Source organism: Inquilinus sp. YAF38 (assembly GCF_052113205.1).
Lineage (GTDB): Bacteria > Pseudomonadota > Alphaproteobacteria > DSM-16000 > Inquilinaceae > Inquilinus.
In genome coordinates, this window is the sequence record NZ_JBFRCU010000013.1 from 25864 (window position 1) to 39257 (window position 13394).

At 69.4% G+C, this 13394-nt stretch carries 14 protein-coding genes; 3 read left to right on the forward strand and 11 right to left on the reverse strand.

Annotation, left to right across the window (positions count from 1 at the left end; translation table 11 throughout):
- Positions 1 to 43: 43 nt before the first annotated feature.
- Entirely contained in the window at positions 44 to 1249 is a 1206-nt protein-coding gene (locus AB4Z01_RS08260; protein ID WP_441692350.1) for a M20 aminoacylase family protein, read from the forward strand.
- A gap of 175 nt (positions 1250 to 1424) precedes the next feature.
- On the opposite strand, the gene AB4Z01_RS08265 is transcribed toward AB4Z01_RS08260, so the two are convergent.
- The 3 genes from AB4Z01_RS08265 to AB4Z01_RS08275 form a co-directional block, all read right to left on the reverse strand.
- Complete coding sequence (locus AB4Z01_RS08265) at positions 1425 to 1997, reverse strand: hypothetical protein (protein ID WP_441692352.1); 573 nt, start codon at positions 1995 to 1997, stop codon at positions 1425 to 1427.
- A gap of 76 nt (positions 1998 to 2073) precedes the next feature.
- Positions 2074 to 2697 carry a TetR/AcrR family transcriptional regulator gene (locus AB4Z01_RS08270; protein ID WP_441692353.1) on the reverse strand — a complete coding sequence of 208 codons (624 nt, stop codon included), beginning with the start codon at positions 2695 to 2697 and terminating at the stop codon, positions 2074 to 2076.
- Between the two features lie 158 nt (positions 2698 to 2855).
- On the reverse strand, positions 2856 to 3350 hold the full coding sequence (locus AB4Z01_RS08275) for a VOC family protein (RefSeq protein ID WP_441692354.1): 495 nt from the start codon (positions 3348 to 3350) through the stop codon (positions 2856 to 2858).
- Positions 3351 to 3569: 219 nt separating this feature from the next.
- Between AB4Z01_RS08275 and hemA the strand changes: the two genes are divergently transcribed.
- Entirely contained in the window at positions 3570 to 4790 is a 1221-nt protein-coding gene (hemA, locus tag AB4Z01_RS08280) for a 5-aminolevulinate synthase (RefSeq protein WP_441692355.1), read from the forward strand.
- Here the strand turns inward: hemA and AB4Z01_RS08285 are convergent.
- The 7 genes from AB4Z01_RS08285 to AB4Z01_RS08315 form a co-directional block, all read right to left on the reverse strand.
- The gene (locus tag AB4Z01_RS08285) at positions 4787 to 5698 is read right to left on the reverse strand and encodes an acyl-CoA desaturase (RefSeq protein ID WP_441692357.1); all 912 of its coding nucleotides are present in this window, start codon (positions 5696 to 5698) and stop codon (positions 4787 to 4789) included. The genes hemA and AB4Z01_RS08285 overlap by 4 nt on opposite strands.
- Positions 5699 to 5771: 73 nt before the next feature.
- Positions 5772 to 7169, reverse strand: a complete 1398-nt coding sequence (locus AB4Z01_RS08290) for a DHA2 family efflux MFS transporter permease subunit (RefSeq protein WP_441692358.1) — start codon at positions 7167 to 7169, stop codon at positions 5772 to 5774.
- Between the two features lie 147 nt (positions 7170 to 7316).
- Entirely contained in the window at positions 7317 to 7559 is a 243-nt protein-coding gene (locus AB4Z01_RS08295; protein WP_441692360.1) for an antitoxin, read from the reverse strand.
- A 69-nt stretch (positions 7560 to 7628) separates the two neighbouring features.
- Entirely contained in the window at positions 7629 to 8525 is an 897-nt protein-coding gene (locus AB4Z01_RS08300) for a bifunctional 5,10-methylenetetrahydrofolate dehydrogenase/5,10-methenyltetrahydrofolate cyclohydrolase (RefSeq protein WP_441692361.1), read from the reverse strand.
- Positions 8526 to 8614: 89 nt separating this feature from the next.
- Complete coding sequence (locus tag AB4Z01_RS08305; protein WP_441692362.1) at positions 8615 to 9427, reverse strand: carbohydrate ABC transporter permease; 813 nt, start codon at positions 9425 to 9427, stop codon at positions 8615 to 8617.
- Positions 9424 to 10293, reverse strand: a complete 870-nt coding sequence (locus AB4Z01_RS08310) for a carbohydrate ABC transporter permease (RefSeq protein ID WP_441692363.1) — start codon at positions 10291 to 10293, stop codon at positions 9424 to 9426. The genes AB4Z01_RS08305 and AB4Z01_RS08310 overlap by 4 nt, the downstream gene beginning before the upstream one ends.
- A 142-nt stretch (positions 10294 to 10435) precedes the next feature.
- Positions 10436 to 11659, reverse strand: coding sequence for an ABC transporter substrate-binding protein (locus AB4Z01_RS08315; RefSeq protein WP_441692364.1), 1224 nt, complete (start codon positions 11657 to 11659; stop codon positions 10436 to 10438).
- A 267-nt stretch (positions 11660 to 11926) separates the two neighbouring features.
- Here AB4Z01_RS08315 and AB4Z01_RS08320 point away from each other — a divergent pair, with 267 nt between their 5' ends.
- Positions 11927 to 12952, forward strand: a complete 1026-nt coding sequence (locus AB4Z01_RS08320; protein ID WP_441692365.1) for a LacI family DNA-binding transcriptional regulator — start codon at positions 11927 to 11929, stop codon at positions 12950 to 12952.
- Here the strand turns inward: AB4Z01_RS08320 and AB4Z01_RS08325 are convergent.
- Positions 12949 to 13374 carry a GNAT family N-acetyltransferase gene (locus AB4Z01_RS08325; RefSeq protein WP_441692367.1) on the reverse strand — a complete coding sequence of 142 codons (426 nt, stop codon included), beginning with the start codon at positions 13372 to 13374 and terminating at the stop codon, positions 12949 to 12951. The two genes, AB4Z01_RS08320 and AB4Z01_RS08325, sit on opposite strands and share 4 nt — an antisense overlap.
- Between the last annotated feature and the right edge of the window lie 20 nt (positions 13375 to 13394).

Genomic DNA, 13394 nt, shown 5'->3' on the forward strand with positions numbered 1-13394 from the left:
GGCTCCTCCCCAATTGCAGTGACACCAACCGAGAGGGACGATTGTGACCGCCGAGCCGAAGGACATCCTGGCCGAGATCAAGGGCTATGAGGATGAGCTGATCGCCATCCGCCGCGACATCCACGCTCATCCGGAGACCGGCTTCGAGGAGGTGCGCACCGCGGCGCTGGTGGCGAAGACGCTGCGCGGCCTGGGCATCGAGACGCATGAGGGCATCGCCAAGACCGGCGTGGTCGGCACGCTGAAGGGCACCCGGCCCGGCAACCGGGCGGTGGCGCTGCGTGCCGACATGGATGCGCTGTTCATCGAGGAGAAGACCGGCCTGCCCTATGCGTCCACAGTGCCCGGCAAGATGCATGCCTGCGGCCATGACGGGCACACCGCCATGCTGCTGGGCGCCGCCCGCTACCTGTCGGAGAACCGGGACTTCGCCGGCACGGTACATTTCATCTTTCAGCCGGCCGAGGAGGGCCAGGGCGGCGGCCGGCTGATGGTCGAGGAAGGGCTGTTCGACCGCTTCCCGGCCGATTCCGTCTACGGCATGCACAACAATCCCGGCCGCGCGGTCGGCGAGTTCGGCATCCGCCCCGGCCCGATGATGGCGGCGGCCGACACCTGGACCGTCACCTTCGGCGGCACCGGCGGCCATGGCGGCTCCGCCCCGCATCTGGCGACCGACCCGACCGTGGTGCTGGCGCATTTCATCCTGGCGGTGCAGGCCATCGTCGGCCGCAACATCCCGTCGGTCGAACCGGCGGTGATCAGCGTCGGCCATATCTCCGGCGGTTCGGCCGGATCGCCCAACATCATCCCGCCCGAGGTGGTGGTCAGCGGCACGGCCCGCAGCTATTCGCCCCAGGTGCGCGACACCATCGAGCGCCGGCTGCGCGAGACCGCCGAAGGGCTGGCCGCCACCTATGGCTGCACCGCCGCGGTGCATTACGACCGCCGCTACCCGACCCTGGTCAACCATCCGGAGCAGACCGACATCGCCGCCGGCGTGGCGGGCCGGATCGTCGGCGACGACAAGGTGGCGACCCGCATCCCGCTGATCACCGGCGCCGAGGACTTCTCCTTCATGCTGGAGAAGCGGCCCGGCGCCTTCATCATGATCGGCAACGGCGTGAAGCCGGACGGCAGCTATCACTACGTCCACACGCCGCATTACGATTTCAACGACGAGATCCTGGCGCTGGGCTCGACCTACTGGGTCACGCTGGTTGGCCAGGAGCTGGGGGCGCAGGAGTAACTGGGTAGGTTGGGCTGGCGATCACGAACCCGCTGCTGCGATTCCCCCTTATTGTCATTGCCGGGCTTGACCCGGCAATCCAGGGGCCACCGAGAGCCGCTCTTGAAGGCCCCTGGATCCTCGGGTCAAGCCCGAGGATGACAGGTTGGAGAGGGCCCGCGGGGGTAGGAACTGCCTACGCCAACACCGTCCCGTCCGGCGCCAGCCGGACGGTGAACGGGTCGGCGATCTCGCCGGCGATGCTGAGATGCGACACCCAGCCGCTGACCTCGATCGAGCCGTCGGGCAGGGTGCGGGCGGCAGCGGGCGCCACGGCGCCGTCCGGCGCGGGCGGCACCAGGTCGGCGCCGCTCTTCAGCACCTCGCCGGTCAGCACGATCTCCTCGACCCAGCGCACGGCGATCGCCTCGCGCGTCGCCTCGTCCGCCGCCGCCCAGCCGGTATCGGGCAGCAGCAGCGGGGCGAGGTCGTCCGGCGTCACCGCCGGCTGCCAGACGCCGTCGATGGCGACGCCGCGCCAGGACGGCACCGCATCCGGCGCGACATGGCCGATGAAGGTGACGCGGGCAAAGCTGTCGGGGCGATAGAAATAGAGCGGGGCCAGAGCGGTATCGTCATTGGCCGCGCGGGCCGAGCCGAGATAGGCGGCCAGGGCATCATCATAGGGCGGCCGCTCGGTCGCCACGGCGAGGTCGGCCTGGCCCAGGCTCAGGAGAACCGATACGCCCCAATAGCGGAACTTCGCCATCTGCTTCCTCCATCGGCACCCCTTGCCCTCGGAGGTAAGCAGGAATTGCGGCGAAACAAGGGGCCGAAACAAGACCTTAACGTGTAGTATAGGCACGCAGAAAGATTGTTACGGCCCGTTCGGCCATGCCGCGCAGCTCGGCCGGCTCCGGCGCCGGCTCGACCCCGAACAGATGACGCTGTCGCCGGCCGCCCTGCAGCAGCCCGATCAGGTCTTCCGCCGCGGCCGCGGCATCGTCGGGACGCAGCACGCCCGCTTCCATCCTGTTGCGCAGGAAGGCGGCCAGCGTCGCGCGGACATGGCCCGGGCCGGCGGCGTAGAAGATCCGGGCCAGATCGGGAAAGGCGCCGGCCTGGGCGATCATCAGCCGCTGCACGCCGAGAATCTCGGGATCGAAAATCCGGCGCAGCAGGTCCTCGCCGAAGGCGGCAAGCTCGGCCGCCAGGTTGCCCTGCGGGTCGAACACCCGCAGCGACTGCTGCTTGTAGCGATCGAACAGGGCGTGGAACAGGCCCTCCTTGCTGCCGAAATGGCTGTACAGGGTCTGCTTGGCGACGCCGGCCTCGGCCGCCACCCGGTCCATGCTGGCGGCATAGCCCTCGGCCATGAACACCTTGACCCCGGCGTCGAGGATCGCCTCGCGCTTCTTCCGGCCGCGCGGAGTCATCGCGACCCTGGCCGCCGCATCCTGCACCGTCATCGAGCCCAACCCGTCCCTGCGATCCCACGCCTGGGGATCATGACGCCGAAGCCGGCGGGCGCAAAGCCCGCCGGGCATACTCTTCGTCGCATGAACGGGGCGGGTTGCCCCAGCGCGGAATGGCTACGCCCGTAGCGATCCGGCCGGGGGCGCGGCGGTCAGGCCTCTCCGCGATAGGCCCGCTCGATCGCGGCGATGTCGATCTTGGTCATCTGCAGCATCGCCTGGAACGCCCGGGCCGCCTTCGCCGGATCGGCGTCGTGGGTCCGCTCGAGCAGGATCTTCGGCGTGATCTGCCAGGACAGGCCGAACCGGTCCTGCAGCCAGCCGCACTGCTTGTGCTCGCCGCCGCCCTCGACCAGGCGGGCCCAGTACCGGTCGACCTCCTCCTGGGTTTCGCACAGCACGACGAAGGAGACCGCCCAGGAGAACTTGAAGTCTCCGCCGCCGTTGATGGCGGTGAAGTCCTGGCCCTCGAGCTGGAAGCCGACGGTCAGGGGGGTGCCGTTCGGCCCCGACATGGTGTCGCCGTTGCGCAGCACGGAGGTGATCCGCGAATTGTCGAAGACCGAGACATAGAATTCGGCCGCTTCCTCGGCCTTGCCGTCGAGGAACCACAGGAACGGCGAGATCTTCTGGGTGAGCTGGGCCAAGTCGGCCTCCTTCGTTGGCGATGCTCAGAGGACGGACGGTCCGGGAGCGTCCCGACAGGGTCCCGAAAATTCTTTCGACTGATGCGGCGGATCGCCGCCGAAGCCGCCCGCGGGCTCGCCTCCCGGCGTGCTTCGACTATGGTGCCATTTCACGCGGCGACGCCAGGTGGGTTACACTTCCTGCACGGGTCCCGGCCCGCGGCACGGCGAGACGGTGGAATGGACTACGAGAACATCTTCAGGACGGCGATCGAGACCCTGAAGGCCGAAGGCCGCTACCGGATCTTCGCCGAGCTCGAACGCCACGCCGGCGCCTTCCCGCGCGCCGCCCATCACGGCCTCGACGGCGCGCCGGACGTCACCGTCTGGTGCTCGAACGACTATCTCGGCATGGGCCAGCATCCGGCGGTGCTGGCGGCGATGCATGAAGCGCTGGAGCGCTGCGGCGCCGGCGCCGGCGGCACCCGCAACATCTCCGGCACCCATATCTACCACCGGGCGCTGGAAGCCGAGCTGGCCGACCTGCACGGCAAGGAGGCGGCGCTGCTCTTCACCTCGGGCTTCGTCTCCAACGACGCCTCGCTGTCGACCCTGGCGAAGCTGATCCCCGGCTGCGTCGTGTTCTCCGACGCGCTGAACCATGCCTCGATGATCGCTGGCATCCGCCATTCCGGCTGCGAGAAGCGGATCTTCCGCCACAACGACCCGGCCGACCTGGACCGGCTGATGTCGGAATACCCGGCGAACCGGCCGAAGCTGGTGGCGTTCGAGAGCGTCTATTCGATGGATGGCGACATCTCGCCGATCGCCGAGATCTGCGACGTCGCCGACCGGCACGGCGCCATGACCTATCTCGACGAGGTCCACGCCGTCGGCATGTACGGCCCGCGCGGCGGCGGCATCGCCGAGCGCGACGGGCTGACCCGCCGGCTGACCGTGATCGAGGGCACGCTGGGCAAGGCCTTCGGCGTGATGGGCGGCTATGTCGCCGGCTCGGCCATGCTGGTCGACGCGTTGCGCAGCCACGCCCCCGGCTTCATCTTCACCACCTCGCTGCCGCCGGTGGTGGCGGCCGGGGCCCTGGCCGCGATCCGCCACCTCAAGGCCAGCGGCGCCGAGCGCGAGCGGCACCAGGAACGGGCGGCGACGCTGAAGCGCCTGCTGCGTGCCGCCGGCCTGCCGGTGATGCCGTCGGCCAGCCATATCGTGCCGGTCTTCGTCGGCGACGCCCGGCTGTGCAAGGCGGCCAGCGACCTGCTGCTGGACCGGCACCGGATCTACGTCCAGCCGATCAACTTCCCGACCGTGCCGCGCGGGGCCGAACGCCTGCGCATCACCCCGACGCCGCTGCATGACGATTTGCAGATGGCGCGGCTGGTCGAAGCGCTGCGCGATGTCTGGTCGACGCTCGCCATCCCCGTCGCCGCCGCGGCAGCCTAAACAGCGTCACGGCCTGGGCCGAGATCGTCCAGATCCTCGCGGCTGGACGCCGGGCGGGGGCGGCCGACCTCGTGCGCCAGCCCCAGCCGCTCCAGGCCGCGGACGAACCACCAGCCGGGATCGGCCTGGCCCGGTTCCAGGCCGATGCGTGCGGATTCAGGGAAGGCGTGGTGGTTGTTGTGCCAGCACTCGCCATAGGTCAGCAGGCCCAGCCCCGGCAGGTTGGAGGCCTGCACCGAAGCGTCATGCACCCGCCAGCGGCCAGGCCCCGGGTTGTGGCAGAAATAGGTGATGGTCCAGTGGCCGGCTGTGCTGACGAACACCCGCAGGCAGACACCCCAGACGACCCAGGACCAGCCGCCGATCAGGAAGAACGGCACCGCTGGCAGCAGCTGGTGCAGCCGCCAGCTCCGCTCCATGAACCGGAGCCAGGGATCGTCGGCCCAATGCGATTCGATCGTCAGCGTCGGCGCCCGCTCGAACTCGAAGCGGTAGGCGAGCTGCCACAGCAGGTCGAGCGCGAGCGTCCGGGTATGGGCGAAGAAGTCGTGGCAGGCCGGCTGGCGCTGTGCCCAGTCGCGGGTATCGTGGATGCGGATGATCCCGAACGGCCCGGCCACGCCGACCAGCACCCCGGCATAGATCAGCGCCCGTTCGAGCGGCCGGGAGCAGGTGAAGGTGCGGTGGATCATCAGCCGGTGCATGCCGACGCTGTGGCCGACCAGCAGCAGGGCATAGGTCGAGCCCACGAACATGGCCAGGGCGGACCAGCTGAACAGCGGGCCGGCGAAGGCCAGCGCCGCCAACAGCATGCCGCCGTTCCAGGCCGCCTTGGCCGGATCCAGGACCGGGCGACCCAGGACAGGGCTGGCCGAGCCACCCTCGATCCGGCCCACGGGCTTCATCATGCCGAACCCTCCCCGAGGAGAAAGCTAACGGCAGGGACCGAGGGACGGCAACGGCCACCGTCGCCGCAGGCGGCTACTTCCGCTGGTGCCCGCTGACCTGCACCCCGTCCTCCGGCCGCAGATACAAGAAGCCCGGGATCGACAGCAGCGGGATCACGGCCATCAGCAGGAACGCCTCGTGAAAGCGTTCCGGCGTCAGCACATGGCTCTCGAAGCTGACCAGGCCGAGCAGCATCGCCCCCATCGAGACACCGAAGCTGACGCTGAGCTGCTGCAGCACGCCGCCCAGGCTGGTGGCGCGGCTGAGCCGCTCGCCCGGCATGTCGGCATAGGACAGGGTGTTCGAGGTCATGAACTGCATCGACCGCAGCAGGCCGAACAGGAAGATGTAGCCGAGCAGCACCCAGTGCGGCGTGTCAGGCCGCATCAGGGCGAAGCCGGCGATGGCGACGGAGCCGAGCGCGGCGCTGATGATCAGCACCCGGTCGAAGCCTAGCCGCCGCAGCAGCGGCGACAGTGCCGGCCGCACCAGAAGCGCGCCCAGGCTGCTGACGAAGGTGAGCGACCCCGACACCACCGGGCTGAAGCCGAAGCCGACCTGCAGCATCAGCGGCAGCAGGAAGGGCACGCCGTTCAAGCCGATCCGGCACAGCCCGCCGGCCAGGGTGCCGACCCAGAAGGAGCGCAGCCGGAACAGCGTCATGTCGACCGCCGGATTGGCCTTCCGCCGGGCGTAGCGGCCGAAGGCCAGCAGCAGCAGGATGGCGGCGGCCAGCACCGCCACGATCGCCAGGACCGGGATGGTCGGACGGCCGATGTTCTCGAGCCCGTATTGCAGCAGGGCGACGCCGAGCCCGACCATGACGAAGCCGGTATAGTCGAACGGCGTCACCGTCTCGCCCTTGACGTCATCGAAATAGTGCAGCGCGGCCAGGATGCCGACGCAGCCGAAGGGCACGTTGACGTAGAAGATCCAGCGCCAGGACGTGTAGGTGGTGAGGACGCCGCCGAGCAGCGGCCCGATCACCGGCCCCAGGATCGCCGGCAGGGTCATGTAGGTCATCGCCGTGACCAGCTGCGCCCGCGGGAAGCTGCGCAGCAGGATCAGCCGCCCGACCGGGGTCATCATGGCGCCGCCCAGCCCCTGCAGCACCCGCATCGCCAGCAGCATGCCGAAGCTGTCGGCCATGCCGCACAGCGCCGAACCGAGGGTGAAGATGCCGAGCGCCAGGGCGAAGATCCGGCGCGCGCCGAAGCGGTCGGCGAACCAGCCGCTGACCGGGATGAACACGGCCAGGGTCAGGACATAGGTCGTCACCGCCAGGTTCAGCCGCAGCGGCGTGGTGTCCAGGCTGGCGGCCATGTCCGGGATGGCGGTGGTGATGATGGTGGAGTCGAGCTGCTCCATCAGGAAGGCGACGGCGACGATCATCGGGATGATCACGCGCAGCCGCGGATCCCGCTCCGTCACGAATTGGGGCTGTGCTCGGTCCGGTGCCGTCATATGTCGGGTTTAAACCCGCCACCGGCCGCTTGCACCTCACCTCCAAGCGCCACTGGGTTGCGGCCGCGGCATGCGCGCGCCTATCTCGCGATGCCCCACTCCCAAGTGGCTGGCTCAGGAATCGCCCCAGTCTCTCTCCTTTTGCTCATAGTGCTCCCGGCCTTCGGCCATGAAGTCCGGCGGGAAGGACGCGAACGCCTGCGCCACCCCGGCCAGCGAACCGGACCCCACCGGCCGGATGACCAGGCTGTCGCCGCGGCGTTCGATCTCCACATCCTGCGCCGCGTCGGCAAAGGCCAACTCCTTGGGAATGCGCACGGCCAGGGAGTTGCCGCTTCTGAACAGTCGGGTCAGCATCTCCGGGCCTCCATTCGCATACACCGTATACGACACTGGTGGACAACGGCACCGCCTGCCATGCGGAGCTTAGAACGTCGACGCGCCCAGCCGGGCCTCGTAATGCGCCTTCTGGCGGCGGGTGGCGACCACGGTGTTGCGCATCAGGACCGCCACCGTCACCGGCCCGACGCCGCCCGGCACCGGGGTGATCCAACCGGCCACCGGGGCAACGCTGTCATAGTCGACATCGCCGACCACCCGGCTCTTGCCGTTGTCGTCCGTCACCTCGTTGATGCCGATGTCGATCACCGCGGCGCCCGGCTTGATCATGTCGCCGGTGACCAGCTTCGGCTTGCCGACGGCGACGAACACCGCATCGGCGCGGCGCGAATGCACCGACAGAGACCGGGTCATGTGGTGGCAGACCGTGACCGTCGCGCCTTCCGACATCAGGAGGAAGGCGATCGGCTTGCCGACGATCTCGGAATGGCCGATCACCACCGCCTCCAGCCCCTGCAGCTGCAGGCCGGTGCGCTTCAGCATCTCGACCGCCGCCAGCGCGGTGCACGGCGCCAGCTCCAGCTCGTTGTAGACGATGTTGCCGATCGAGGCCGGGTTCATGCCCTCGACATCCTTGAGCGGATGGATCGCCGTCTGCATCGCCTTTATCGAGATGTGCTTCGGCACCGGGCGCTGCAGGATGATGCCGCTGACCTGCGGGTCGGCGTTCAGCGCAGCGATCGCGGCGCGCAGCTCGTCCTGCGTGATCCGCTCCGGCAGGCGCCTTGTCTCGAAGGCGATGCCAACGCCCTCGGCCGTGCGCCGCTGGTTGCGGACATAGACGTCGACCGCGCTTTCGTCGCCGACCGTGATCGACACCAGCTTCGGCGGCCAATGCGCCTCGCCCAGCGCCTGCACCTCCGCCGCCACCTCGGCCAGGATGGCATCCGCCACCGCCCGCCCGGTCAGGTCCCGCTCGCCCATCGCCCGCTCCGCCGCACCCGCAATGCGCGGCTTGTGGCCTGCTGGGGCAGCAGCGTCAACCCATGGCCGCGGATGGCACCGTTGTGCCGCTATTTGGCCTGGTGGGCGAAGCCGCGCAGCAGGTGCTTCTGGATATAGCCGGCGACCAGCAGCACCGGCAGCGAGGACAAGAGGCCGATCGCCATCAGCCGGCCCCACAGCGTCTCGTCCTCGGTGATGAAGGTGGCGACGTAGAGCGGCAAGGTGAAGCGGCTGGGGCGCTGCAGGTACAGCAGCGCGAACAGGAACTCGTTCCAGCACAGGATCAGGGCGAAGATCAGCGTCGCCACCAGCCCGGGCAGGGCCAGCGGCAGCACGATGTGCCACAGCCGGCGGCCCAGCCCGGCGCCGTCGATCGCCGCCGCGGCCTCGATCTCGACCGGCACCTCGCGCACGAAGCCCAGAAGCATCCACAGGCAGAAGGGCAGGGTGTAGAGCTGGTACACCAGCACCAGCCCGGACAGGCTGCCGAGCAGGCCGAGATCGAGCAGCAGCGCATGCAGCGGCAGCGCCACCACGATCGGCGGCATCAGCTTGACCACCAGCACCAGCAGCAGGAACAGGATGTCGAGCCGCTTCGGGAAGCGGAACCGGGCCAGGGCGTAGGCGGCCAGGAAGCCGGCGGCGAGCGACAAGAGGGTCGCCCCGAAGGCGACGATGGCGGTGTTCTTCAGCCGCACCAGGAAGCCGTCGGCGAGCACCGCCCGGATGTTGTCGAGGGTCGGCGCGGTCGGCAGGAAGCCGCGGCCGGCGCGGGCCGGGTCCTCGAAGGCGGCGCCGACCATCCACACCACCGGCAGGGCGAAGACCAGCACGAACAGGGCGATGCCGAGATAGGGCATGACCTGGCGCAGGCGGATCACTTGGCCGAACCTCGCATCGCCTGGAGGGCATAGACGGCGCACAGGGCGCAGGCGATCGCCATCATCACCACCGAGGCGGCGGCGGCGAGGCCGACATCGAAGAACTTGAAGCCCTTCTGGTAGACATACATCGACATCGTCTCGGTGGCGTTGCCGGGGCCGCCGCCGGTCAGGGCATAGACCTTGTCGAACAGCTTGAAGGTGTCGATCAGGCGCAGCAGCAGGGCCAGGAAGATCTGGCCGCGCACCAGCGGCAGCACGATCCGGGTCAGCAGCACCCAGGGCCGGGCGCCGTCGGTGCGCGCCGCCTCCACGATCTCGGGCGGGATCGACTGCAGCCCGGCCAGGACGATCAGCGTCGTCATCGGCGTCCACTGCCAGGTGTCGACCAGCATCACCGACCACAGCGCCAGGCCGGGATCGGACAGCCATGCCACCGGCGGCAGGTCGAGCCAGCCCAGCGCGCCGTTCAGCACGCCGACATCGTAATGGAACCAGGACCGCCAGATCGCCGAGCAGACCAGGGTCGACAGCATCATCGGATAGACCACGACCGACAGCACCGCGCCGCGGCCGCGGAACTCGCGGTTCAGCAGCAAAGCGAGGGCGGTGCCGAGCGCGACCTGGACCAGCGAGGCCACGACGGCAAAACGGACGGTGTTGCCGATGTCGACCCGGAAGAACCAGTCGCCGAACAGCGTGGCGTAGTTGGCGAGGCCGACCCAGCGCGAGGTCTCCGCTGCGAAGTCGATCGCCTGGAAGGAGTAGACCGCGACCTGCACCACGGGCGCGAGCGCGAACACGACCAGCAGCAGCGCGGCGGGGAGCAGGAGCAGGACGAGCTGCCGGCGGTCGGTGAAGAGCATGGCGGTCTGTACGGTCTTTCGGAATTCCTATCCTGTCATGCCCGGGCTTGACCCGGGCATCCAGGGCGGCAGACACCGCTCTTGGTGGCCCCTGGATCGCCGGGTCGAGCCCGGCGATGACAGGACAGGGGGCCGCTACGGGTTACTTCTTCGCCAGCGCCGTGTCGATGTCGGCCGAGGCCTTCTGCAGCGCCTCCTCCAGCGCCATCTGGCCGACCAGGGCCAATTGCAGGTAGTCGCCGAGGATCGATTCGACCTGCGGCCACTGCTTGATCCGCGGCCGCGACACGCCGGCCTCGAGCGCCTTCAGTTGGTCCGGGTACCAGCGGTACTTGGCGACCAGATCCTTGTCGGCATAGAGCGCGGTCAGCGTCGGCGGCAGGCCGAAGCGCAGCGCCAACTCCTTCTGCATGTCGGCGCCGTTCAGGAAGGCCAGGAACTTCTGGGCGCCCTCGGCATTCGGCGCGCCCGACGGCACCGCCACCTGCCAGATGCCCAGCATCGGCGCCGGGCCCTTGGTCTCGCCCGGGGCCGGGCCGATCGCGACCTTGCCGACCACCTTGGACTTGTCGGCGTCGTCCAGCGACGGCACCCAGGCCGGCCAGACCTCGATCGCCATCGCGGCGCGGCCTTGCTGCAGCGCGTCGCGCACCTCGGTGGCGTTGTAGGTCTCGACCCCGGTCGGGGCATAGGCCTTCAGCGCCAGGAACTGCTGCAGCGCCTTGACCCCGGCCGGCGACGCCAGCGCCGCCTTGCCCGAGCCGTCGATGATCTCGCCGCCATTGGCCCAGAAGATCGGCAGGAAGCCGGTCACGATCGGGTTGCCCTTGGTGCCGCGGAACACCACGCCGGCGACATTCGGGTCCCTGGCATTCAGCGTCTCGGCCGCCTTGAGCACGTCACTCCAGCTCTTCGGCGCGGCCAGGCCGGCCGCCTGGAACAGGTCGGTGCGGTAGGCGAACATCTCGACATTGCCGGCGAAGGGCAGCGCCACCACCTGCCCGTCCTTGCCCTTGGACAAAGCGGTCAGGCTGGGGATCACGCCCGAAAGATCGGCGGTGACCGGCTTCAGCCAGCCATTGGCGGTGAATTCCGGCATCCAGGTGTCGTCGGCCACGATCACGTCATAGGCGTCGGCGCCGCCGCGCAGCGACACCACCAGCTTCTCGTACAGGCTGCCATAGGGCAGCTTCAGCAGCTCGACCTCGGTGTCGGGCGATACCTTCTTGTAGGCGTCGATGGCATAGGCCAGGGCGTCGCCATAGACGCCGTCGCGGCCGGCGATCACCAGTTCGTCCGCCTGCGCGGCCCCGGCCAGCACCAGCGCCGTCAGCCCTGCCAGCCGGCCAATCAACTTCCTCTTCATCAATCCCTCCCAGTCCGCAGGATGGTCGGCGGCGCCCGGACAGCAAAGTTATGAACACGTGTTCATCTATCACTACACCCGAACATGGGCCGCACCGCTCTCCGGCGGCGGTTCTATCATGGTCCTGGACACCGCACGCTTTCAAGGAAATGAATGTTTGGTGACGGTCCGGTGACATTCCTCCAGGCCTGCCGATTTCGGCTTTACGACGCCTCGCCATCGTGAACACGTGTGCGCTATCCTGGATCTTCGGCATGGGAGCGTCGGTTGGGGCGACGGCAGCAGGACAGCGGCACAAGGTCGGTGACGGCCCAGGCGGTGGCGGAGCGGGCCGGGGTGTCGCGTGCCACGGTTTCGCGCATCATGTCCGGCCAGGCACGGGTGGCGGCCGAGACCCGCGAGCGGGTGCTGGAGGCGGCCTCAGCCCTGGGCTACCAGGTCAATATGCTGGGCCGCGGCATGAACCGCCAGCGCTCCGACCTGGTCGGCATCGTCGTGCGCGGCGCCACCGACCCCTACCGCGCGGCGCTGTTCGAGGCGCTGCTGCGCGAGATCGACGGCCGCGGCCTGCAGTCGCTGGTCAGCGAGGTCGGCGACGAAGCGGCGCTGGACCGCACCATCGCCCGTTTCCTGCAATACCGGGTCAGCGGCGTGCTGGTGACCTCCGGCGCGCCGCCGATCGCCCTGGCCGAGCAATGCGCCCGGCTGGGAATCCCGGTGGTGGCGCTGAACCGCGCCGTGTCGATCCCGGGGGTCGACGCCGTGCTGTCGGACAACGAGACCGGTGGCCGGCTGGCGGCGCAGGCGCTGCTGGAAGCCGGCTGCCGGCATCTCGGCTTCCTCGGGGTCGAGGGCGGCACCTATAGCGGCCTGGCCCGTAGCGCCGCCTTCGTCGCCGCGCTGGCGCCGGCCCTGGCCGCCGGCCGCGCCACCTTCCGCCCGATCGCCGCCGCCGGGCCCGACCACGAATCCGGCGCCGCGGCCGCCGCCCGGGCGTGGGACGCGCCGCTGGACGGGCTGTTCTGCGCCAGCGACGTGCTGGCCTGCGGCTTCCTGGACGGGGCAAAGGCCGCAGGCCGCGCCGCCCCGCGCGATGTCTCGATCATCGGCTTCGACGACGTCACCCCGGCCGGCCTGGCCCCCTATCGCCTGACCACGATCCGCCAGGATGCCGGCCGCATCGCCGCCCGCGCCGTGGCGCTGATGCTGGGCCGGGCCGAGGACCCCGCCCGGCCAGCGGTGGTGGAGACGGTGCCGGTCAGCCTGATGCGGCGAGCCACGGTCGCGGGCTAGAGATCCTTGGTCATGAACACTCGGCTGGTGCCCGGCGGGTCGCAGGGAATCTCGCCGAACACTCGCCAGCCCTGGCGGCGGTAGAAGTCCGGCGCCTGGAAGCTGATGGTGAGGAGCATGGCGGAGCGGCAGCCGCGCCGCCGCCCCTCCTCCTCCATCATCCGCAGGATGCGGCTGCCCAGCCCCGAGCCGCGTAGCGTCTCCGGCAGCCAGAACAGCTCGACGAACAGCAGCCCCAGCGAGGTGCGCCCCTTGGCGCCGCCCAGGATCTCGCCGGTCGCGGGATCCTTGACCGTCACGGCGAGCGGCCGGCGGTCGCTGTAGCCGGTGACCGCGTCGTTATAGGCGTTCAGCCCGTCATTGATGACGGCTTCGAGCCGGTCGTCGACGACATCTGTCAGCACGATCTCCGGATCAGGCACGGCCGCCTCCTCTCCTCGCG

Bases quoted from the DNA above. Each gene is read 5' to 3' on its own strand.
- AB4Z01_RS08265 (WP_441692352.1), bottom strand. From the start codon at position 1,997: ATGGCGAAGTTCCGCTATTGGGGCGTATCGGTTCTCCTGAGCCTGGGC.
- AB4Z01_RS08270 (WP_441692353.1), bottom strand. From the start codon at position 2,697: ATGACGGTGCAGGATGCGGCGGCCAGGGTCGCGATGACTCCGCGCGGC.
- hemA (WP_441692355.1), top strand. From the start codon at position 3,570: ATGGACTACGAGAACATCTTCAGGACGGCGATCGAGACCCTGAAGGCC.
- AB4Z01_RS08285 (WP_441692357.1), bottom strand. From the start codon at position 5,698: ATGATGAAGCCCGTGGGCCGGATCGAGGGTGGCTCGGCCAGCCCTGTC.
- AB4Z01_RS08295 (WP_441692360.1), bottom strand. From the start codon at position 7,559: ATGCTGACCCGACTGTTCAGAAGCGGCAACTCCCTGGCCGTGCGCATT.
- AB4Z01_RS08300 (WP_441692361.1), bottom strand. From the start codon at position 8,525: ATGGGCGAGCGGGACCTGACCGGGCGGGCGGTGGCGGATGCCATCCTG.
- AB4Z01_RS08310 (WP_441692363.1), bottom strand. From the start codon at position 10,293: ATGCTCTTCACCGACCGCCGGCAGCTCGTCCTGCTCCTGCTCCCCGCC.
- AB4Z01_RS08315 (WP_441692364.1), bottom strand. From the start codon at position 11,659: ATGAAGAGGAAGTTGATTGGCCGGCTGGCAGGGCTGACGGCGCTGGTG.